The following is a 20,785-nucleotide window of genomic DNA, read 5'->3' on the forward strand; positions in this document are numbered from 1 at the left end:
GGTGCGTCGACGTCCGAAACGCCCGTCTCACGGTCGGGACCCGACGCCTCCGGAGTTTGACCTGGGCCTCGCGCCGCGCGGGCCAGGCGGGTCGGGCGGTTCCTCCCGCGCCCGGTAGCTGGGGCCACGCGGGCCACGGCGCGCGCTCGCGGGCGGTTAGCGCGCGGCGGCCTCGGGCTCGACCCGCCAGACCCGGTTGCCGGCGACGTCGGCCGAGCAAGGCCCCGTCCGTCGCGACTCCAGCAGTACCTCGCCCTGCCCTGCCCTACGCCGCGCACGGCGGCGCTCCCGGCCGCGCCGACCCACACGGTGTCGAGGCCGACACGCGCCCTCGCCGGCGGCCGGTTCGGAATACTCCCCCTCACGCGTGCCGCGGGTGCATGTGGCTCCGCGGCGCCGCGCGGCCTTTTCCCCACGAACGCCCGGCTATGGCGCCTCGGCGGTCGTGCCGGTGGTCCAGCCCTGCCCGTCCCAGGCGCGGACCTCGACGCTGGCGCGGCCGCCTTCCACCGAGATCAGGTTGTACGCGTTCGGCTCCCCGCGGAGCCGCGTGGAGGTGGCCGTGGCGGCCTGCACCACCAGCAGCCCGCTGCCCCCGCCCGGCCCCGCAGCGCCGCCCGCGGCCTCCGCCCCCGCCGCCGCCCCGCGCGCGCGCATGTAGCCGAGGTGCAGGTGGCCCGAGAGCACCATGCGCACGCCCTGCCCGGCGAAGGCGGCGAGCGCGGCCTCCGCCCGGCCCACCAGGCGCGTGTCCGGCGCGCTCTCCGGCGGCAGGAAGGGGTGGTGGGCGACCACGATCCGGAACAGGCCGTCCGGCAGCGCCCGCAACCGCTCCACCGCGCGCCGGAGACGGCCCTCCCCCACCCTGCCCTGCGACCAATCCAGGAAGGCGCCGGCGCGGGACGCGGTGTTGACGCCCACCACCGCGATCTCGCCGTCGCTCCAGACCGGCTCGGGCTCCTGGGCGATGAAGCGGCGCCACCGCCCGAGCGGGTCGAGGAGGCGCTCGTGCAGCCAATAGGAGGTGATGTCGTGGTTGCCCGGCACCGCGAGGACCGGCGCGCGCAGGCCGTCCAGGAAGGCGCGGGCGGCGCGGAACTCGCGCGAGCGGGCGCGCATGGTGAGGTCGCCGCTGACCGCGACGAGGTCGGGCGGGTCGGCGTTCAGATCGGCCGCCAGCGCCTCCACCACCGCCGGGTCGGTGAGGTGGAAGTGCAGGTCGGAGATGTGGGCGATGCGGCGCACCGGAAGCGGGCGATCAACAGCCGTCGCCGATGCGCCGGAGCGGCCGGCCACGGCGCTCCCGGGTGGCCGGGAGGGCGGTCAGGAGCCCGTCTCCAGCAGCGCCGGGCCCCCTGCCCGAACACCCACACCCACCGCCGCCCCCGGCCGCCCTTGCGCGTCGACCTCGCACAGCCGGTCCAGCAACCCGATCGCTTGGTCCCAGCACCACTCCGCCTCGCGCTCGTCCCAGGCGTCGCGCCCGCAGAGCGCGAGCAGGTCCCCCGCGGCGCCCGCCAGCTCGACCTCCTGGCCGCGTCCGCGGCCGCTTTCGGCCTCCTCCAGGAGCCCGTCGATGCGGCGCAGGAGGGCGCCCCGGAGCAGCCGGGTCCGCAGGCGCCGGACGAGACCCGCGCGCCGCCACGCCGGCCCGCCGTCGGGCGGGGACGCTCGGCGCTCGCCGGAGGCCGCGGGGAGGATCGCCTCCACCAGCGCCCGGCGCAGCACCTCGGCGCGGGCCCGGTCGAGCCCGTCGTTGGTGCCGATGAGGCGCGGCGCGAAAGGCTTCAAGCGTTGGCGCGCCCCGCGGGGCATGTGGTCGTTGACCGGGATGGCGAAGGCGCGGACCAGCGGGGAGGCGCAGGCCGGGCGGTCCGTGTGGCCCTCGCCCGCCAAGTGGGCCGCGAGGGACACGACGCACGCGGTGCCCTCGCGCGGCTCGCCGATGCCGCTCACCAGTTCGAAGCGGTCGAGGACGCGCTGCAGCCGCAGGTCCGGGCTCATGGCGGGATCCCCCTCCCCTCCCCGGCCCGAGCCTGCATCGGCGCTCCGGGACGGCAACTCCCCCAGCCGCGCGCCGATCCGCGGGTCGGCTCCCATAGCGCGCGACGATCGAGACGATCCAGAGCCCTTCCTGTAACTCGAAGGTCAGCACCTCCAAAGGTCAGAACGCCAGAAGGTGTTGATCAAGCGCGCGGACGCCGGGAGGCCGAGCGTCCGCTCGGGACATTGGCGCTGACCGGCTTCAACGGCGGCAGGCCGCGCTTCTGCAGGAGCAGGTTCCAGGCCTCGTGGCCGAGCTTCTGGAGGCTCAGGTCGGCGTCGAGGCTGAGCTGCCGCAGCCGCCGGCGGTCCTCCGGCGCGACCAGGATGTTCACCGGCACCACGGCCTGCCCGCCGGCGGCCTCCAGAGGCTGCGCTTCCGGTTCCGCGCGCCCCGCCGTTGGCGGGTCGGGTGCCTCCCCCGGGACCGGCGCCGCCGGGTTCGGCGGCGCCTCCGGCCCGGCGGGGTCGTCCTCGATCGGCGCCATGACCTCCGCGAGGGAGCGCCCGCGCCTACTGCCGCTCACGGGCGACCTCCTGGATCCAGGCCCATGCGGTGCGGAGCTCGGCGTGGGCGTCGCGGGCGGCGCTGCCCCGCATCTCACCGACGCCGCGCCCCTCGAGCGACGCGTCGAGGTAGACCGCCCGGTCCGCGATGTGGGTGGGGCAGACCGGGACCGGGTAGCGCGACAGCGCCGCCCTGGCGTCGCGGGCGCGCATCTCGTTCTTGGCGGCGTTGACGACCACGACCGCGCGCCGCTCCAGCCGCCGGAGGATCTTCAGCGTCTCGCCCACGGCCTCCAGGTCGTCCGGCGAAGGGCGAACCGGCACGATGACCAGGTCCGCGACCCGGGCCGCCTCCGCCTCCGGTTCGGCGACGGCCGGCCGCGTGTCCACGAACACGGCCCCCGGCCGCTTGCGGAGGGACGCCGCGGCCGCGGTGAGGCTGGCGCCGTCCAGGTCGAGGAGGTCGGGCCGCTCCGGCGTCGGCTGGAGGCCCTGGCGCCGCTGCCACCACTTGGTGGAGGTTTCCTGGGGGTCGCGGTCGATGAGGACGCTGGCGCCCGCCTCCCCCGCGAGCACGGCGAGCTGGCGTGCGAGGGTGCTTTTGCCGGCGCCGCCCTTCTGGCTGACGAGTGAGAAGATGTGCACCTCTTGCCCTCTGGGTGTTTCGAGGTCATGCACTATGAAGGTGCGGAGCTAGCAAGGCCACTACCTTTTGTTCCCTCGAAGGTTCGCGCCTCTGAAGGCCCGAACGTATCCAACTGCGGAGGGCACAAGGCACAACACTACGACGGTTTGAACCCCTTTAGGCGAGGAGTACCTGACCTCAGAAGGTGCGAAGCTTCACTGCGACCGGCGCGACGCCGGAGGTCCGCGTCAGCGGGCGCCACCCGAAGGGCCGAGACGCCGACGGCGGCTCGGGGAGCGAAGCGAGTAGCACGCGGCCCCCGCGCGAGCGGGGGAGACGCAAAAACCGTGCGGCATTGCGCCCACCTGCGAATGCAAGAACACAATAACCTCAGCGCCTTCTCAGGTGCAAAGTGCGAGCATTGGGTACGGCACCCGATCCCAAGGCGCAATGCGACGAGGCACATGGATCTCAGATTGAACGTTACCACCTTTATACCTTCATAGGTTTAGAGTAACGCCACTGCGAACCTTCGTGTCGAAGTGAGCGCCCGCGCCTGGGCGGTCCCAGTGCCGTCGCGCACCGCCGACCAACTGGCCGAGCCGCTCACCGGACTGTCGGGCCACCCGTGAGGGTTAGGGCAGGTTGGAGTTGACTGTCCCTAAGCGTCCGCCCAGCGAGGGGGCATACGGGCCGGCAGCGGCGTCACAATGACCCATGGAGAACCAGAGGTCCTCACCTCTGCACCTTAAGAGGTTTGGAGTAGGAAGGTGGTCAGCCCCTCCTCATAGGGTGGAAGTCGGCTTCGCAACCGGTGCGGCGTCGTTGGTTCCCGACGGTGAACGCCCGCGCTCCCCAACACACACTGAGCCGAACCGCACAGGGCAGCAGGGGAGGGCAGGGCCGAGTTTTGGTTCTTCTCAGACCTGCCCCGATAGGGGTCGCGGCCGGCGGCCGCCCCACCAAGCAAGGATCACAGGTGAAAACGTACACACCTTCTGAGGTTGCGAGTGGCATCGAAGGTGGCGTGGCCCCCGGCCTTTGGCGGCCGGCACTGGTCGGGTGCCTCACGCAGGTGCTTGTGGCCGGAGGGCGGAGCAGGCCCGGGCGTGGCAGAGCGTTCCTGCGACGCGGCAAATAGCGACGCAGCAAATGGCGCCGCTGCGGGCCACGTGGATAGGGAAGGCCGAGCGCCGCCCCGGCTGCGTCCACCCACGAACCCCCGAAAGTCGCTTCCCGCCGCCCCCCGAACACGCCAGCGCCCGACAGGGCGCCTCCTATCGCAACCGTCGCGCCAGCATCGTCGCCTCGCGGCCGTGTCGCCAAGGCCGGCGGGGAGCTAAGCGGGTTCGCCGGGCTCGACGGTCATGAGCGCCGGGACGGGCCGCCCTTCGCGCCGCAGGAAGTCCCGCGCCTTGCGTTCGGCCTCGGCCGCGTCCGCCGCGAAGACCCAGCACAGCAGTTCGCCGGCGCTCGTGACCTTGAAGCAGGGGCGCTTGGCGTAGGGACGGCGCATGGATCGCTCCCGAAGGTCTCGCGTGAAAGAAGGCCGCGACCGAAGAACAGGGAAGGGCCGGGGTGGCCCTGGCTCGAGCGCCCCACCGGGCGGAGCCCGGCGACGGACCGCGGAGCGGGCCGGGAGCGCCGCCAGGCGCGGGGGGGGGCCGCGCCCCGCGCGCGCCGCGGCGTGCCACCGTTTCCGCCCGCGCCCTCGGCAGGCGCGGGAGGGGAGGCGCGGCCTCGGCGTCCGACCGGGGGAGGGGAGGGGACCCGGAGGCCCCCGCCCGGTGTGCCGGACCTAGCCGAACGCCCCCATCTGCGCCTTCGCGGCCTCGCGCGACACGGCCGGCGCCGCGCCGCCCTGGTTCGCCGTGGGCGGCGTGAAGGGCTTCCACTCCTCGCCGGTCAGGTGCGCGTAGGCCGACACCGCGCCCTCGGCGGCGACCAGCAGGGCGCGGGCCTGCAAGCCGACCTCGGCGGCGAATTCGCGCTTGCGCTGGGCGGCCGTCTCGAAGCCGCTGCCCTCCTCGCGGTCCTCGTCCGCGCCGTCGTTCAGGAGGCGGTTGGTCGCGGCCTGCGCCTCCGACACCTTGTTGCTGTAGAACTGGCCGGCCCCGAAGGCGGAGCCGACGTAGGCGCCGACCATGCGCTGGAGGGCGATGGCGAGGGCGCGGTCGTTCAGGTGCGGGCGGAGCGCCGCGCCCAGCCTGCCCAGCCCCTCTTCGGCGGACTCGCGGATGCCGGCCTCGTCCACGTCGTCGAGGCCGAACATCCTGGCGATGGTGGCCGCCTGCCCCACGTCGGGGCAGAGGGCTTCGGCGGTCCCGTAGGTGATGATTTGGCGCGCGCCTTGGTGGCCGCCGGCGCGGTTGGCGGCGGGCGCCGTGGCCTGGGCCTTGCGGGCCGTGGCGGGCCGGGCGATCTTCGCGGAGGCTTGGGACATGATGACTAGACCTCATCGTGTTTCGGGTCAGCCCCCGTTTGGTGTTGGTAGCACCGGGCGGGGGCGTTCTTGTTCGCGGCCTTCGTTGACCGCGTTTGTATTATGCACGGCCCCACGAATACCGCAAGCATTGAATTAAGAAAATGCCAGTAAGCCGCTGGTTTATTTGCACCGGGACAAAACAAAGCCTCTTTACACTTTGCCCAAAATAAACGTTTTTCTTGAGCGCCCTGCGGGTGCGGGCCGGCGAGGCCCGCCGCGCCGACGAGAGCGGGGGAGGGGCGACGTTTTTCTCGTCCCGCCCTGCGTTCCGCACGACGGCCCGCCCGGCCCGGGGTCAAGGCCGCGGATCACCGGGCTCGGGGCGGATCGCATGTGCGTGGCCTCCGGCCACGCAGCCCGGAGGGCCGGCCCCTGGGCCGCATGTGATCGGGGCATGACGGTGGAGGCGGCCTTGAGGCCGGGCCGGGCGGGCCGTCACACTGGTCGCATGGCTGCGAGGTCGTCCATCCGCCGCGTGCCCTCCCCGGAGGGGAGGGTCGAGGAGGCGCTCGCCTTTGCCGCGTCGCCGTGCCGCCGGGTGTGGTGGCGGCGCTCGGCCGGTCATGGAGGCCGGGCCGGGAGCATCGCGGCGCCTAGCAGAGCCGCCTCATGCCAACGACAGCGCTCCGCAGTATTCAGGTGGTCGGCACAAGTAGAGTCCGGCCTTGCGGTTTCTTCTGTTGACGGATGCACGGGGCGGCGCGCCCCGGCGAGCGGCCGTCCGCTTCAGCCGGCTTCGGGCACGACCCTGACCGGCGGCGGAGGCACCGCGATGTCCCGCGGTCAGGTCTCCCAGCCGGAGATCCAGTAGGCCCAAGCCCCGATGCCGAGCGCGAACAGCGGCGACACGACGAAGGCGAGGATTTCGGGGTCGGTCACTGCCTGATCCTCCTGAGGACCCGCCTGGCGAGCCAGTGTAGGCCCGCGCTGATCGGGCCCAAAGCGCAAACGAGGACCGTGCCGCCCAGCACCGTCACTCGGGCGCTCGCCAATCCGAGGAGCAGGGTCGCCATCGGGGTGATGATCCCGGCGACCACGCAACCCGCCGCGGTGGTGTTCAGGAACGTGGCGCTGGGCTTGATCCGCTCCTTGCAGATCTCATCGATGGTCATCCCCGCCCAAAGAGACAGGCCGCCTCCGCGCTCGGCCAAGCGCGCCGCGGTCGTCGTGTCCTCGGCCCCGAGTGCAGAACCTTTCCACCTTCTGAGGTCAGCAGGTTCTTGGGCCAGGGCCGTCGCGCACGGTGGGCGGAGGGGTCGAGCCCCGGCGCGCCCGCCGCCAACCGCTGGCCGCGTGGAAAGCGCATCCCGCGCCGGGTCACGGGCACAAGGGTGGATCAGGCGATGGCGGGCACGGCGTGCCCTTTCGGACAGCCCTCGGCCGGGCACGCCATGGGCGCGTGCCGGACGGCCGATGCGGGCGAGGATCCTCGCCCGGCCCGGTGCCGGGCGGCGCGGCCGTCAAGCGGTGGGTCGGAGAGGCGTCACGCCATCGGAGGCGGGCGGCGGCACCCGGTCGTCGGCGCCATCGGGCTCGCCAGTTCCCTCCAGCCCGCCGGCGTCGTCCGGCTCGGGTTCGCGACCCGTCGGTTCGGCGTCGCCGGCCGCGTCCGGGCAGGGCAGGGGACCGCCGCTGGCCGGCGCCTCCGCGGTCGGTGCGAAGCGGGCACCGGGGTAGGTGTAGGTGCCGTCCCTGAACCGCTCGACGAGGGCCGCGCGCGTGTCCTTGCCCCTGGGGTGGACGCGCACGCCCTCCGCCCGGGCCGCCGCTTCCACCGCGGGTTTGCTCAGGCAGGAGAGGAAGGCCTCGGTCGCCATGTTCGGCAGGTAGGCCTCGGCGTGCACGGCCCGGCCCGCGAGCAGCGCCGCGTCGCCGCTGCAGGACATGCCGACGCGGCAGGACAGGACCTCCACCAGCATCTCGCGCGCGGCCCGGCGCAGCGCGGCCGGATGGGTCGTGAGGACGCCGCCCTCGGAGATGCCCGACGCGACGCGGCCGCGCCGGCCCCAGCGCGTGTCGTCGCCCCTGGCGCCGCTGTGGACCTGCACGTTGCCGCCCGAGAAGGCCAGCACCAGCAACCCGAGCAGGGTGTCGTCGGCGATCTCCGCCTCCCGCAGCGCCCGGTGCAAGGCATCGGTGCGGAGGTCGCCGATCAGCCCCACGCCCTTCTTGGTCACCGCCGGGCGGGACGGCGCAGCCGCGGACGCGTCCTCCCCGCCGTCCGCGCCCTCGCTGCGCGCTGCCCGCGCGGGCTTGGGCTCGGGCGGATGATAAATCCTGGTCCGGACCTCGCCCGTGCGCGGGTCGAGGAAGTGGCCGACCAGGTCGCCGGGGCCGGGCGTCGCGCGCCAGCTCTCCTGCGCGCCGCGGGGCAGGATGCCGCGGCCGTACTCGTCCACCTCCAGCACGGCGCCGTTCCCGGGCAGGTTGCCCTCCAGCCACGCTTGCTGGGCGGCGAAGAACGCCTCCACGCACGTGGTGGTGCGCCCGTCCTCGCCCGCCGGAGCGAAGAGATCGTCCTCCCACACCACGCCGTGCGCCTCGGCCAGGTCGTCGCCGAAGCGGGCGTCCCGGGCCAGCAGGCGGCGCTTGGCGAGCGCGCGGGCCAGCTCGTACCAGGCGACCCGTTCGCCGCGCTTGGCCCGCAGCCGCTTCCACGCCGCGGCCTGCTCCTCGAGCGTCGCCGCAGCGATCGCGCGCAGCTCCTCCTCGCGCGGCATGTCGCCGGCGGCGACGCGGTCGAGGACGGGCTTGTGCACGCGCGCCAGCAGGCGGAGCTTGCGGATGGTGCGGACGTGGAAGTCGAAGGCGGTGGCGATGGCCTCCTCCGACCACCCCTCGCCGGCCAGGGCCTCAACGCCCCGCCACTGGTCCACGATCCCGAGGTTGGCGCGCACGATGTTCTCGGCGAAGGCCCGCGCGGCGTCCGAGCCGTCGTCGGCGCCGCGCACCAGGACGTGGATGGCGTCCAGCCCGGCCGCGATCGCCGCCGCGGTCCGGCGGTGGCCGGCGAGGATCACCAGCCTGCCGCCGCCCTCCTCGCGCACCACGGGCGGCTGGGTGACGCCGACCGCGCGGACGCTGGCCGCGAGCTGGGCGTCCTCCTCCGGCCGCGCCTTGGTGCGGCGGGGGTTGTCGGGGTTGGGCTTGAGGGCGCGCGGGTCGACTTGCCGCAGTTCCATCGGGGGCTCCTGCCTCGGGGGTTGCCGCCCGCCGTTCCATGCCCGGCGGACGCCCCCTTCCGCCCCGCGGTCCCGGCGCCCGGGGCAAGGGCGCGGCGCAGCCGCGAGGCCGCCAGGCCGGTCCCTTGCGGCGGGCGGCCGGCGCCGCGGTACGCCCTTCGCCGTTTCGTTCTTCGTGTTCTCTTTCCAACATCCAGAGCGTCACCCTGCCGTCGGCGTCTCCGGCAAACCGCGAGCGAACCGCCGGTCCGAGGCCATGCGGGGTGACGCGTCGCCGAGCCTTGCGAGACGAAGCACAGCTTTGTTGTTGCAACGCCTGCGACGCGGGGGCGCACGGCGCTATGACGACGCCACGGACTCGTGCGAGACGACGTGCAGCAGCGAAGGCCAGGACCGCATGGAAGTCGGTGTCCTCAATCCAGACGTAGATCTCGACATCGAGATGACCAACAGCCAGCCCGAGGAGCCGCTGAGCATCGGCGAGGGCGTCACGGCCACTTGGCATTTGCCCATGATGAAGGCGGAGGGCATCCCCAAGACGATCGAGCTCGCCTTCCAGATCGGCGGCGCGGTGGCCGGTGGCGTCGCTTTGAACGTGGTGGCCAACATCATCACGAGTTGGCTGATGGACCGCTTCAAGGGCCGGGCGGATAGACTTCGCATCGAACGGCAGGAGATCGAGTTCGAGGCCGGTGCCGTGAAGCGGATCGTGCTGGAGACGATCACGCGGGAGACGGACCGCTGAAGCTGCGACGCCCGCCCCACCCGGACCCCGTCGGCGCGGCGACCTACTTTTGCGTGCACGCCGGACACCGGGAAGCGGCCATCGCCACCGCCATCGACGCGATCCGGCATGGCGCGCGCCGAGAGGTCGCCGCGGTGGCTGGGGCCGACCTCGACGAGGGACTGGCCAGGACCGTGCGCGAGTGGGTCTTGGAGTCCCTTCTCCAGGGCGCCTGGATGCGCGAGTACCACGAGTGGGAGAAGGCCACGAAGGCGTTCTTCGACGGCAACCACGCCCGCAACGGCGGCGGCAAGGTCGATTGGCGAGGCAAGGTCCCGGGCGTGCCGCGCGCGTCGCACGTGGACAGGGTGCGCGCCCAGCTCGCGCTGTTCGGCGCCGCCGTGCCGGAGGACGCGCTCGCCGCGATAGACCGCGCCCGGGAAGGCGTGAACCTCGCCAAGCACGAGGCCGAGCACTTCATCGGCGAGGCGGACTACCGGGCGTTCGTAAGGGCCATCGAGAGGTTCTGGGAGGCTCTGGCCGAACAGGAGGAGTTCACCCCGCCTGCGCGGTGAACTCCGGCGCCGTACCGCATGACGGCGATGCCGCTCCGCCGTTAGCGCGCCGCTCTCGCGCTTGCGGCGGCGTCACTCAGCGGCCTGGGCCGGAACGGGCGCGGGTGTCGCCTCCGTTTCGTCCTCCCCGGCGCCCGCGGCCAGCCCGGCCTCGACCGCCTCCAGCGCCGCGCGCTTCTCGTCCAGCTCGGCCTGCAGGGGGAACGCCTCGCCCAGGCGCGGCCCGTAGCCGGCCAGCCGCGCCTCCGCCTCCGCCAGCGCGCGCCGCTCCTCCGCCAGCTCCGCCTCGAACCGGTCGAGCATGTATTCGAGCCGCGACACCAGCCCGAGCGCCGTCAGCTCCGGCGGCACCGCCACCTCCTGCTCCCGGCCCGTGCGTTCCAGCACCACGTCCAACCGGTAGCCCTGGCCCGCGAGGCCCCGTAGTCCGGTCGCGGAAACGGCGAAGCCGCCGAGGGCCGCCAGGGTCCAGGTGCCCTCCTCCTGGCCGCGGTCGAGCAGGCGGACGCGGGCGAGCAAGGCGGCGCCGGCCTGGCGCCGGTCATCGAGCAAGCGCCCGCCCACCTCCATGCGGAACCGCTCGCCGCGGGTCGGCACGCGCCGGGCCAGGTCCCGCTCGACCTCGGCGATGCGCCGCGTCGCGTGCGCGATGGCCGCGCGCGCCGAGACGACGTTGCCGCGCACCGCGTGCTGGTCGTCGAAATGCGCCGCCCGCAGCCGCTCCAGCCGCGCGACCTCGGCGTCCAGCCCGGCTTTTTGCATCAGCCTGGGGTCGCCCGAGGCGATGGCCTTGGCCAGCGCGAACTGGTTGGCCTGGGATCCCGCGTCCTCCAGCCGGCGCACGCCGCGGTCGCCCCCGAGCGCCATGGCGATGAAGCGCGCCTTGCGCTCCAGGTTCTGCCACATGGCGGCGTCCATGCTGCCTGGCGTGGCGTAGGCCAGGACCTCGACCTCTTCGTGCCGGTTGCCCTGGCGCTCGATCCGCCCCTCGCGCTGCTCGATCTCCGCCGGCAGCCAGGGGACGTCGAGGTGGTGCAGCGCCTTGAGCCGGCGCTGCACGTTCACGCCTGTGCCCATGGTGGCCGACGAGCCGATCAGCACGCGGATCCGGCCGGCGTCGAACTCCTGGAACAGGCGCTGCTTGGCGGCCGACGCCTTGTGGTCCTGCATGAAGGCGACCTGGCCGGCGGGCACGCCGAGGCGGACCAGCTCCCGCTTGATCCAGCGGTAGGCCGAGAAGCCGCGCGCGGCCTCCACGCCGTTGGTGCCGAGGTCGGAGAACACGAGCTGCCCGGCGCCGGGCAGGGCGTAGGGCACGCCGTCGGGGCGCGCGTAGCGCTCGCCCGCCGTCTCCAGCCAGATGCGGTGCACGTTCCGGATGAGCAGGTTGAGCTTGTTGCCGGGCTCGTCCTCGTGGTCGGCGTAGACGAGCCGCAGGTCGATGGCAGCGTGGCGGCCGTCGGTGATGACCGAGAGCAGGATGTCCTGCCCCTTCCGCGGCGGGCCCTTGCGCGCCTCGATGGCCCGGATGCGCTGATCCAGCGCCCGCTGGTAGGCGCGGAAGCCGGGCGAGGCCTCGGCGGTCACGATCCGGCGCCCGCCGCCCTTGACCGCGGGCAGGCGGAGGTGGGCGCGCAGCTCGTCCTTGCCCACCACGTCCGCGGAGGCGCGGAACATGGAGACCAGCTCGGGGACGTTGACGAACTCGGCGAAGCGGGTGACCGGCTTGTAGCGGCCGGAGGGCTGCAGCTCGAGCTCGGTCCGGGTGTCGCCGAAGCTCGCCGCCCAGGCGTCGAACTGGTGCACGCCGCGTTCGCGCAGCGCGCCCTCGGCCATGAAGCGCTGCACGGTGAACATCTCGCCCAGCGTGTTGGTGATCGGCGTCCCCGACGCCAGCACCAGCGCGCGGCCCGGGTTGCGCTGCGCCACGAAGCGGCTCTTGGCGTAGAGGTCCCACGCCGCCTGCGACCCGTCCGGGTCCACGCCCTTGAGGCCGCCCATGTTGGTGGCGAAGGCGAGCTTCCGCATCGCCTGCGCCTCGTCCACCACGATCTGGTCCACGCCGATCTCGCCCAGGTGCAGCAGGTCGTCCTTGCGGGCGCCTAGCCCCTCCAGCTTGGCCTGCAGGCCCTCCTTGGCGCGCTCGATCCGCTTGCGCGTGACCCGGTCGCCGCCGTCCACGCGCGCCAGCAGCTCCTCCAGGTCGCGCAGCTGGCCGGCGACGAGCCCGCGCTCGAAGGCGGCGGGCACGGGGATGAACTTGAACGCCGAGTGCGTGATGACGATGGCGTCCCAGCCCGCGGTCGCGGCGCGCGCCAGGAAGCGGCGGCGCTTGTCCTTGGTGAAGTTGCTCTCGTCGGCGACCAGGATGCGGGCGTTCGGGTAGAGCTGGAGGAACTCGCGCGACGCCTGGGCCAGGCAGTGGCCGGGCACCACCAGCATGGCCTTGGTGATGAGGCCGAGGCGCTTCTGCTCCATCACCGCGGCGGCCATCGAGGCCGTCTTCCCGGCCCCGACCGCGTGGGCGATGTAGGTGCTGCCCGCGCTGATCACGCGCCAGATGACCCGCTTCTGGTGCGGGTAGAACCGGAACGCGCTCGACGCTCCCGGCAGGGTCAGGTGCGCGCCGTCGAAGCGGCGCGGGACCAGGTCGTTGAAGCGGTCGTTGTAGATGCGCGCGAGCCGGTCCGTGCGCGCGGGGCAGGTCCAGACCCAGCGCTCGAAGGCCGCCTTGATCTTGGCGAGCTTCTCCTTCGCCGCCTCCGTCTCGGCCGGGTTGATCTCCCGGACCTCGCGGCCGTCCTCCACCCGGGTGTCCCAGACCTGCGGGGTGGCGCCGTTGAGCGCGTCGTCCAGGAGCTGGCCCGCGTGCCGGCGGTGGGTGCCCCACTCGGACGTCGCTTCCGGGCGGTGCGCGAAGGCGCCGGCGTCCAGCGACCAGGACGCCACCTCGACGGTGTGGCGCACCCTCGTGGCGACGCCAACCACCTCGGCGCAGAACGCCTCCACGGCGTCGGCCGGGATCCAGGGCGCGCCCAGGCGGGCGGTGATGTCGGACGGGCGCAGGTCGTCGGGCTGCACCCGGCGCAGCGCTTCGAGATTGCGGGCGTAGCGCGGGTCGCGCGCCGCCGCGGCCTCGGCGGCGGCGAGCTTGGCCCTGACCGGCCCCGAGAGGTAGGCGTCCGCCGTTTCCCAGACCTCGCTTTCCTCCGTGGTCCGCGCCGGGTCGAGGAACACCGCTTCGCCCAGCTCCGCCAGCACTTCGGCGCGCGGTCGGCCGAGGCGCTCGGCGGCACGGTCGAGGTCCACGCGCCCGCACTCGGCCAGCGTCACCGCGACGGCGTCGGCCGCCGTGACCACCACCGGCTCCGCCGGCGGATGGATGACCCGCTGCGTGAAGACCGGCCCCATGCGGGCGGTGCCGCTCTCCTCGTCGTACTCCTCGACGGAGGACACGAGCCAGCAGTCCGGGTCGTCGAGGAAGGGCTGCAGGTTGGGCCGGCGCCGGACCTCCGTGGCCTCGCCGGTCGCGGCGTCGGTGCTCGCGTGGGCGACGGTGAGGTTGATGGGGCCGAAGCGGCGCGTGAAGGCCTGGTAGGCGGCGCGGAGCCGGGCCTGCGCCGCGGCCCAGGGCTCGTTGGCTTCCTGCGCCCGCAACACCCGGCGCACCGCGTCGCGCACGGGTATGAGCGCGCGGATGACGCCCGCGTGCTTGGCCGGGATGCCCCCGGTGCCCTTGCCCGAGCGCACCGCCACCGGCCGGGGGACGCCGTCCACCACTTGCGACAGCGCACCGCCGCCGCCCAGCAGGTAGCTGCCTTCCTTGACCTCGGCGCCTTCGGCCGCGGTGCCCACCGGCACGCGGCAGGCCGGGGCGGGGGAGGGGACGGCGCCGCGGCCGTTGCCGTCTTCTGTCCTCGTGTGGATGCCGCGCGGCAGGGTTTCGAGAGCGCCGGCGAGCGCTTGCTCCAGCCCCGACAGGTCATCGGCCACGCAGGTGTAGGTCGGGCCGAAGGGGCCGCTGGTGCGGGCGTGCCGGCCCAGCACGGCGGCGGGGCGGTCCGTGAACCAGCGGTTCACCGCGACCGCGGCCTCGCCTTCCTCGGCGTGCAACGCTTCGGCCAAGTCCGCCCACTCCGCGCCGTTGCCGTCCGAGCCCGCTTCCCGCCGCTGGAAGAACAGCACATCCGCCACGACGTCGGTGCCGGCCGCGGCGCGCATGGCGCCCTCGGGCAGGCGGAACGCGCCCACCAAGTCGGCCAGGCCGGCGACGTGCCCGCGCGCCCGCGCGTCGGCCTTGTCGAGGGTGAAGCGGCTGGTGACGAAGGCGGCGAGCCCGCCCGGGCGCAGGCGCTCGACGGAGCGGGCGATGAAGTAGTCGTGCAGGCTGAGGCCGAGCCGGCCGGCGGGGTCGTCGGCGCGCACCGTGCGGTTGGAGAAGGGCGGGTTGCCCACCGCGAGGTCGTAGGTCTCGCGCAGGGCGGCGCGGGTGAAGTCCTCGGCCCTGATCCAGGCCTCCGGGTGCAGCAGCCCGGCGACGCGCGCCGTGACCGGGTCGTTCTCCACGCCGGTGAAGGCCGTGCGCGGCGCCAGTTCGCCGGGCAGGAGCGACAGGAACAGGCCGGTGCCGCAGCCCGGCTCCAGGACCGTGCCGCCGTCGAAGCCGAGGCGCCCCAGCGCCCGCCAGACCGCGCGCACGAGGAACTCCGGGGTGTAGTGGGCGTACTGCGTGGCCCGCATCAGCCCGGCCAGCTCCTCGCGCGAGAGCAGCTCTTCGAGCGCGCCGCCGATCTCCTCCCAGCCCGGGCGCCACGCCTCGCCGGGGCGGCGGAAGCAGGCGTTGGCCAGTTCCGTCGCGCCGAAGCCGGTGAAGCGGGCCAGCACCGATTGCTCGTCGGCGGTAGCCGGGCGGTCCTCGGCCTCGATCCGTTGCAGGAGGCGGATGGCGTCCAGGTTGCCGGCCGCGCGCGCCTTCCAGCCCGCGGCCAGGCCGCGGTCGCCTTCCAGGCGGAAGTTGCGGGCGGGGGTGGCGGCGGCTTGCGCGACGGGCTGCGGCGCGTCGTCCTCATCCGGGACGGCCACGATCGGGACCGGGACCGTGGCCCGCCGCGGCGGGCCGGCGCCGTCGAGGGACAGGCCCGCGAGCGCGGTGGTGTCGAACAGGGAAAGCGTGAGCTGGCTGGCGCTGCGCGCGGAGGCGGCATTGCGCATGGTGCGTCGTTCCTTGCCGGAAGCGCCGAGGGCCCGCCGGCCGGGGACGGCGGGCAGGCGGGCGGAGGGCGCGGATGGGGTGGCTGGTCGGCTGCCCGCGACGGGGCAGGAGGGGAGGAGGGCGGACCGGCGGCCGCGCGACGCGCGCCGCCGGCCGGTCAGGTCACGAAGAGGGCCGGTTCAGCACTTCGGCTCCCGCGGCCAGGTATCGTTCGGCGACCAGGGCCAACGGCACGTAGGACAAGGCGTGGTGGGGGCCGGGGCAGGGCGGGTGCCCGACCGCCACCATCGGGCCCTTGATGGCGAGCTCCACGACGCGGTCGAGCGGCGCGCGGCGGCTGTCGATCACCGGCAAGCCGGCATCCGCGCACGCGCGCTTGGCGACATCGGAATCATGGCCGCTCATCCAAGCGCCGGGGCCGAAGTGGAGCGTGAAGCCCCCCCGCCCGATTGCCAGGTGGCCGCCTTCGGTGGAAAGGGCGCGCGCGATCAGGTCGCCGTAGCCACCTTTCGCCCCGCCCGGGTGCCAGCCCGTCGCGGGCGTGGCTGCTTCGTGTCCGTGCGTGTCCATCGGGGGTCTCCTGTTCCGGTCTTCTGCTCCGAAGACCCCCACCCCCGGCCGACCGGCGCCGCGCCGGGCAAGGGCGCCGCAGGCGCCCGGCCCGACCCTTGCGCGGGGCGGCGCCGGTCGGCACGCCTGCCGTCCCTGCCACGGTCCCGCTCTGCCCTTGTCGCCTCCACCGCTCCGGGAATGACCCTTCCTACCTTCGTAGGTGTTGAGGTCATCGGGGTGGAGGCAGCGTAGCGGGAGGGTTGGACGCCGCCCGCGCGGACGGCCTTTCCCGCCGCGGGCCTGATCCGCGGTTGCGGCGACGTCGGAGACGCATCGCCGCCCATGGTGGAGAGGGGGCGTGGGTGGCCGGCGGCAGGCGAGGGGAGGCGGGGCGGGTGCGAGCGGTCGAGGCGGAGCGGGAGCGCCGTGGGCGTTGCCAGGACGCGGGTTGCGGGCGTGGCGCGGGCGGGCGGGCGTCAGGCGTGCCGGCGTGTCCGCAGCAGCAGCAGCGCGAAGAGCGCCGACAGGCTGAGGCCCGTCGTGACCGCGAGCGCGTCGGCGCCGAGGCGTTCGAGGGCGACGCCGAACAAGAAGGGCGAGGCCGCCTGGAGGACGCGGGCGGGCGCGGAGATCCAGCCCTGGCGCGCGCCGTAGCCCGCAGGGCCGAAGACGGCGAGCGGCAGCGCGCCCTTGGCGATGGTGAGGATGCCGTTGCCGCCGCCGTGCAGCAGGGCGAGGGCGTAGGCGCCGGCCGGGCCGCCCAGGAAGAGCAGGACCGCCGCGCCGAGGGGGTGGCCGAGGGTGGCGAGGCGGGCGGCGACGAGCGGGTGGAAGCGCCGGCGGACCGTCCACTCGCCGACGCGGGCGACGACCTGCGCGGGGCCGATGAGGGCGCCCGCGGTGACGGCGACGGCGACCGGCAGGCCCGCCGCGGCGATGAGGCCCGGGAGGTGGGCGGCCATGGCAGCGGAGACGAACACCGTCGTGCCGAAGGCGAAGGACAGCAGCGGCATGGCGTAGCGCGGGGGCGGCGCGTCCAACGCCGCTGCCGCCCCCGCCGTGGTCGCAGTTTCGTCGGGCGCCGGGCCGCGCCGTGGCAGGAGGAGGTTGAGCGGCAGGCCGAGGAGGAGGTGCAGCGCCGCCCAGGCGACGCAGGCGCCGCGCCAGCCGATGGCGTCCAACAGGAGCGCCGAGGCGGGCCAGCCGACGGTGCTGGCGAAGCCCGCGATCAGCGTGATGCCGGTGATTGAGGCCCGCGCCTCCCGGCCGTAGAGGTGGGCGAGGGTGGAGAAGGCCGCTTCGTAGAGGCCGACCGCCATGCCGATCCCGAGGAGGAGCCAGCCGAGGGCGAGCACGGGGAAGGAGGGGGCCGCGGCCAGGAGCGCCAGCGCCACCGCGAAAACGAGGCTCGACGCGGCGAGCACCGGCCGGCCGCCGCGGCGGTCGATGGCGCGGCCCGCCCAAGGGCCGAGGAAGGCGGAGACGACGAGGGCCGCGGAGAAGGCGCCGAACACCCAGGACGCCGGCACGCCGAACTCCGCCGCCATCGGCGCCGCGAGGATAGCCGGGAGGTAGTAGGACGAGGCCCAGGCGAGGGTCTGCGCCGTGCCGAGGACCGCGACGACGCCCGCGCGGCTCGCCGGCCCTGCCGTCACGCGCGGCGCGCGGGGACGCGCTCGCCGTCCTCCTTGGTGAAATCCGCCGGCAAAGGGCTGTCGAGGAGGTCCAGCACGGCCTCCGAGGGCCGGCACAGGCGCACGCCCTTCGGCGTCGCGACCATCGGACGGTTGATCAGGACCGGGTGCGCCTCGACGGCGTCCAGCAGCGCGTCGTCGGGGAGCGACGGGTCCCCGAGGCCGAGCGCGTCGTAAGGCGTGCCCTTGCGCCGCAGCACGTCGCGGAGCGGCACGCCCATGCGGCGCACCAGGTCCAGCAGCTCCGCGCGCGTCGGCGGCGTCTTCAGGTACTCGACGACGACCGGCTCTGCGCCGGTGGCGCGGATCATCGCCAGCGCGTTGCGCGACGTGCCGCAGGCGGGGTTGTGGTAGATCGTGACGGTCACGGCTCGGCTTCCTCCCTCATGGGGACAGGACGGAACGCGGGTTCGCGCAGCAGCCAGCCGACGAGCGCCGCGGCGGCGAGCGCGCCCGCGAGCTGCGCCGCGACGAAGCCCGGCAGGTCGGCCGGGCGGATGCCCGAGAAGGTGTCGGTGAGCGAACGGGCCGCGGCGACCGCGGGGTTGGCGAAGGAGGTGGAGGCGGTGAACCAGTAGGCGGCCGTGATCCAGAGGCCGACCAGCCAGGGGACCGCCCGCCGCTCGAAGCGGATGCCGGCGAGGACCACCATCACGAGGCCGAAGGTGGCGACGCCTTCCGAGAACCACTGCGCGCCGCCGGTGCGGACCTTCGCCGACGCCGCGACGAGGGGTAGGCCGAACATCAGGTGCGCCGAGACGGTGCCGGCGACCCCGCCGGCGAGCTGGGCGAGCGCGTAGGGCGCCGCCTCGGGCCGGGGCAGCTCGCCGCGCACGGCGAAGACGAGCGAGACGGCGGGGTTGAGGTGGGCGCCGGAGACGGGGCCGAGCGTCGTGACCAGCACGACGAGGACCGCGCCCGTCGCCAGCGTGTTGGCGAGCAGCGCGAGCGCCGCGTCCGCCGTCAGGCGCTCCGCCATGGTGCCGGAGCCGACGACGGCGGCGACGAGCAGCGCCGTCCCCAGCGCCTCCGCGGCGAGGCGCCGGGGGAGGTCGAAGGCGGCCGTCACGCGCAGCAGGGCGCGTCGGCGTCGGCGGGCAGTTCCACCTTCGGGGCACAGCACGTCCCCTGCGGCGTCGCGGGCACCGCGGCCGTCGCGGCGGAGGCCGGAGTGCAGCAGGACGATCCGGCGACGACCGCCGCGACCGCGGCTGGCTCGACGGCGGGGCCGCGGCAGGCCCCGCCCGCCGCGGCCTCCACCGCCGCCTTCGGCTTGGAGCCGGAGCACACCCCCGTCTCGGGCAGGACCAGCTCGACGCGCCGCGCCGCGTCCGCGTCGCCCGCGAGGTGGGCGGCGATGCTGCGGACCTGTTCGTGCCCGGTCGCCATGAGGAAGGTCGGCGCGCGACCGTAGGCCTTCATCCCGGCGATGTAGAAGCCCGGCTCCGCGGGATGCCGCAGCTCCGCTTCGCCGTGCGGGCGCACGGTCCCGCAGGAGTGCAGGTTCGGGTCGATCAGCGGCGCGAGCGCGGGCGTCGCCTGCACGGCGGGGTCGAGGGAAAGGCGGAGTTCCGCGAGCGGCGCCAGGTCGGGCCGGAAGCCCGTCGCGCCCACCACCCTGTCCACCTCAGCGGCGTGCGGCCGTCCGTCCAGCAGCCCCTCCACGCGCACCGCGCCGTCCGGCGCGTCGGAGAGGCGGCGGACGAGGAAGGGCGCGAACGCACGGACGCGCCCCTCTTCCACGAGCGCGCGGGCGCGCGCCCCGAGTGCGCCGCGGGCGGCGAGGCCGTCGTCGCGCCCGCCGCCGAAGTTCGCCGCCGCCAAAGGCCGGCGGAAGGCCCAGGCCACGGCGGTGCCGGGGGCCTCTTCCGCCAGCGCCGCGAGCGCCTCGACGACGTTCATCGCGGAGTGCCCCGCGCCGATGACGAGGACCCGGCGCCCGGCGTAGTCCGCGCGGTCGCGCCCGAGTGGGTCGGGGATGCGGTAGGCGACGCGCCCCCCGCGCTCGCCGGGGGCGGGCAGGCCGTGCGCGCCGACGGGGTTGGGTGTGCCCCAGGTGCCGGAGCAGTCGAGGACGGCGCGGGCCTCGACCTCCTCCACGCCGCCGGCGGAGGCGGCGACCTGGAGGACGAAGGGCGCGTCCTCCCGCGTGCCGTCGCGCTGCAAGTCGTGGTGGCGGCGCGAGACGCCGACGACGCGCGCGCCGAGGCGGAGGCGCGGGGCGACGGTGGGGTGCGCGGCGAGGGGCGCGAGGTAGTCGCGCACCAACTCGTCGCCGGTCGGGTGGTGCCCCGGGTCCGGCGCCGACCAGCCGGCGCTGTGGAGGAGGCGCACCGCCGCGGCGTCCGTGTTGAAGCGCCAGGGCGAGAACATCCGCACGTGCCCCCAGGCGCGCACCGCCGCGGCGGGCGCGTCACCGGCTTCCAGCACCACGGGTTCGAGGCCGCGTTCGAGGAGGTGCGCCGCGGCGGCGAGGCCGACAGGCCCGCCGCCGATCACGGCGACGGGGAGAGAGGTGGGCGTCATCGTGCGGCGGCCTTCCGGCGCGGGGTGGAGGGGGACTCGTCGGCCGCGGCCGGGGCGCGTCCTGGCACGCAGGCGGCGACGCCGCGGCCGCAGCAGTTCTCGGTGAGGAAGCCGACGAGGGCGTTCATGGCCGCGAAGTCGGCGGCGTAGATGAGTTGGCGCCCCACCCGGCGTTGGGTGGCGAGGCCGGCGCGCAGCAGGTGCTGGAGGTGGAAGGTGAGGGAGGAGGCGGGCACGCCGAGGCGCTCCGCGATGGCGCCGGCGGCCAGGCCGTCCGGCCCCCGCTCGACGAGCATCCGGTACACCGCGAGCCGGTGTTCGTGGGCCAGCGCGCCCAGGGCACCCACGGCGAGCTTGCCGTCCACCGTTTTCTCCGACACTTCGAGTAATATCGAAGATACCGGGGCGGCCGGGGGTGTCAACGACTTTTCGAGTAGAGTCGTAGAGAAGGGTCGGGAGGCCCGCATGGATGTGGAGATCGCCATCCGCTACTCGGACGATCGGCCCTGCTTGGTCACCGTCAGCAGGCCGGACGGCGGGGTGATCTGGCGCGTCCTCACGCCGCTCGCCGGCATCCCGGGGAGCGTGGCGGAAGGGCTACGGGAGGCCCGGCGGCTGTTCGAGGCGGCGCCTTGGCCCGGCTGTCGCCCCAACTGACGC

At 74.6% G+C, this 20,785-nt stretch carries 18 protein-coding genes; 3 read left to right on the forward strand and 15 right to left on the reverse strand.

Annotation, left to right across the window (positions count from 1 at the left end; all coding sequences use genetic code 11):
• Positions 1–426 precede the first annotated feature (426 nt).
• The 8 genes from ABD067_RS17040 to ABD067_RS17075 form a co-directional block, all read right to left on the reverse strand.
• The gene (locus tag ABD067_RS17040) at positions 427–1,245 is read right to left on the reverse strand and encodes a metallophosphoesterase family protein (protein ID WP_343896556.1); all 819 of its coding nucleotides are present in this window, start codon (positions 1,243–1,245) and stop codon (positions 427–429) included.
• A 78-nt stretch (positions 1,246–1,323) separates the two neighbouring features.
• Entirely contained in the window at positions 1,324–2,004 is a 681-nt protein-coding gene (locus ABD067_RS17045; protein ID WP_343896557.1) for a hypothetical protein, read from the reverse strand.
• A gap of 182 nt (positions 2,005–2,186) precedes the next feature.
• Positions 2,187–2,570: a ribbon-helix-helix domain-containing protein gene (locus tag ABD067_RS17050; RefSeq protein ID WP_343896558.1), complete on the reverse strand. Its 384-nt coding sequence runs from the start codon at positions 2,568–2,570 to the stop codon at positions 2,187–2,189.
• Positions 2,557–3,195, reverse strand: a complete 639-nt coding sequence (locus tag ABD067_RS17055; protein WP_343896559.1) for a ParA family protein — start codon at positions 3,193–3,195, stop codon at positions 2,557–2,559. The genes ABD067_RS17050 and ABD067_RS17055 overlap by 14 nt, the downstream gene beginning before the upstream one ends.
• Positions 3,196–4,514: 1,319 nt before the next feature.
• Positions 4,515–4,691 carry a hypothetical protein gene (locus ABD067_RS17060; protein ID WP_343896560.1) on the reverse strand — a complete coding sequence of 59 codons (177 nt, stop codon included), beginning with the start codon at positions 4,689–4,691 and terminating at the stop codon, positions 4,515–4,517.
• Between the two features lie 282 nt (positions 4,692–4,973).
• Positions 4,974–5,618, reverse strand: coding sequence for a hypothetical protein (locus ABD067_RS17065; RefSeq protein ID WP_343896561.1), 645 nt, complete (start codon positions 5,616–5,618; stop codon positions 4,974–4,976).
• A gap of 917 nt (positions 5,619–6,535) precedes the next feature.
• The gene (locus ABD067_RS17070) at positions 6,536–6,772 is read right to left on the reverse strand and encodes a hypothetical protein (RefSeq protein WP_343896562.1); all 237 of its coding nucleotides are present in this window, start codon (positions 6,770–6,772) and stop codon (positions 6,536–6,538) included.
• Between the two features lie 348 nt (positions 6,773–7,120).
• A complete protein-coding gene (locus ABD067_RS17075; RefSeq protein WP_343896563.1) occupies positions 7,121–8,842 on the reverse strand; it encodes a ParB/RepB/Spo0J family partition protein in 1,722 nt (573 codons plus the stop codon).
• A gap of 397 nt (positions 8,843–9,239) precedes the next feature.
• On the opposite strand from ABD067_RS17075, the gene ABD067_RS17080 reads away from it, so the two are divergent.
• Together ABD067_RS17080 and ABD067_RS17085 are read left to right on the forward strand one after the other, a co-directional pair.
• Positions 9,240–9,587, forward strand: coding sequence for a hypothetical protein (locus ABD067_RS17080; RefSeq protein WP_343896564.1), 348 nt, complete (start codon positions 9,240–9,242; stop codon positions 9,585–9,587).
• Positions 9,588–9,640: 53 nt separating this feature from the next.
• Positions 9,641–10,141, forward strand: coding sequence for a hypothetical protein (locus ABD067_RS17085; RefSeq protein WP_343896565.1), 501 nt, complete (start codon positions 9,641–9,643; stop codon positions 10,139–10,141).
• A gap of 72 nt (positions 10,142–10,213) precedes the next feature.
• Here the strand turns inward: ABD067_RS17085 and ABD067_RS17090 are convergent, their stop codons facing one another.
• From ABD067_RS17090 to ABD067_RS17120, 7 genes are all read right to left on the reverse strand, one after another.
• A complete protein-coding gene (locus tag ABD067_RS17090; RefSeq protein ID WP_343896566.1) occupies positions 10,214–15,352 on the reverse strand; it encodes a helicase-related protein in 5,139 nt (1,712 codons plus the stop codon).
• A 163-nt stretch (positions 15,353–15,515) separates the two neighbouring features.
• Positions 15,516–15,923 carry a hypothetical protein gene (locus ABD067_RS17095; RefSeq protein WP_343896567.1) on the reverse strand — a complete coding sequence of 136 codons (408 nt, stop codon included), beginning with the start codon at positions 15,921–15,923 and terminating at the stop codon, positions 15,516–15,518.
• 458 nt (positions 15,924–16,381) lie between these two features.
• Complete coding sequence (locus ABD067_RS17100) at positions 16,382–17,560, reverse strand: MFS transporter (protein ID WP_343896568.1); 1,179 nt, start codon at positions 17,558–17,560, stop codon at positions 16,382–16,384.
• The gene (gene arsC / locus ABD067_RS17105; RefSeq protein ID WP_343896569.1) at positions 17,557–17,967 is read right to left on the reverse strand and encodes an arsenate reductase (glutaredoxin); all 411 of its coding nucleotides are present in this window, start codon (positions 17,965–17,967) and stop codon (positions 17,557–17,559) included. Before arsC ends, ABD067_RS17100 begins: the two co-directional genes overlap by 4 nt.
• Positions 17,964–18,668 (reverse strand): MIP/aquaporin family protein, encoded by a 705-nt coding sequence (locus ABD067_RS17110; protein ID WP_343896570.1) that lies wholly within the window; start codon positions 18,666–18,668, stop codon positions 17,964–17,966. The genes arsC and ABD067_RS17110 overlap by 4 nt, the downstream gene beginning before the upstream one ends.
• A complete protein-coding gene (locus ABD067_RS17115) occupies positions 18,665–20,125 on the reverse strand; it encodes an FAD-dependent oxidoreductase (RefSeq protein ID WP_343896571.1) in 1,461 nt (486 codons plus the stop codon). The genes ABD067_RS17110 and ABD067_RS17115 overlap by 4 nt, the downstream gene beginning before the upstream one ends.
• The gene (locus ABD067_RS17120; RefSeq protein WP_343896572.1) at positions 20,122–20,490 is read right to left on the reverse strand and encodes an ArsR/SmtB family transcription factor; all 369 of its coding nucleotides are present in this window, start codon (positions 20,488–20,490) and stop codon (positions 20,122–20,124) included. The genes ABD067_RS17115 and ABD067_RS17120 overlap by 4 nt, the downstream gene beginning before the upstream one ends.
• A 100-nt stretch (positions 20,491–20,590) precedes the next feature.
• Between ABD067_RS17120 and ABD067_RS17125 the strand changes: the two genes are divergently transcribed.
• Positions 20,591–20,782, forward strand: coding sequence for a hypothetical protein (locus ABD067_RS17125; RefSeq protein WP_343896573.1), 192 nt, complete (start codon positions 20,591–20,593; stop codon positions 20,780–20,782).
• Positions 20,783–20,785: the final 3 nt, after the last annotated feature.

Origin of the sequence: Craurococcus roseus, from assembly GCF_039523795.1 — a bacterium.
In the GTDB taxonomy this organism is placed as follows: Bacteria; Pseudomonadota; Alphaproteobacteria; order Acetobacterales; family Acetobacteraceae; genus Craurococcus; species Craurococcus roseus.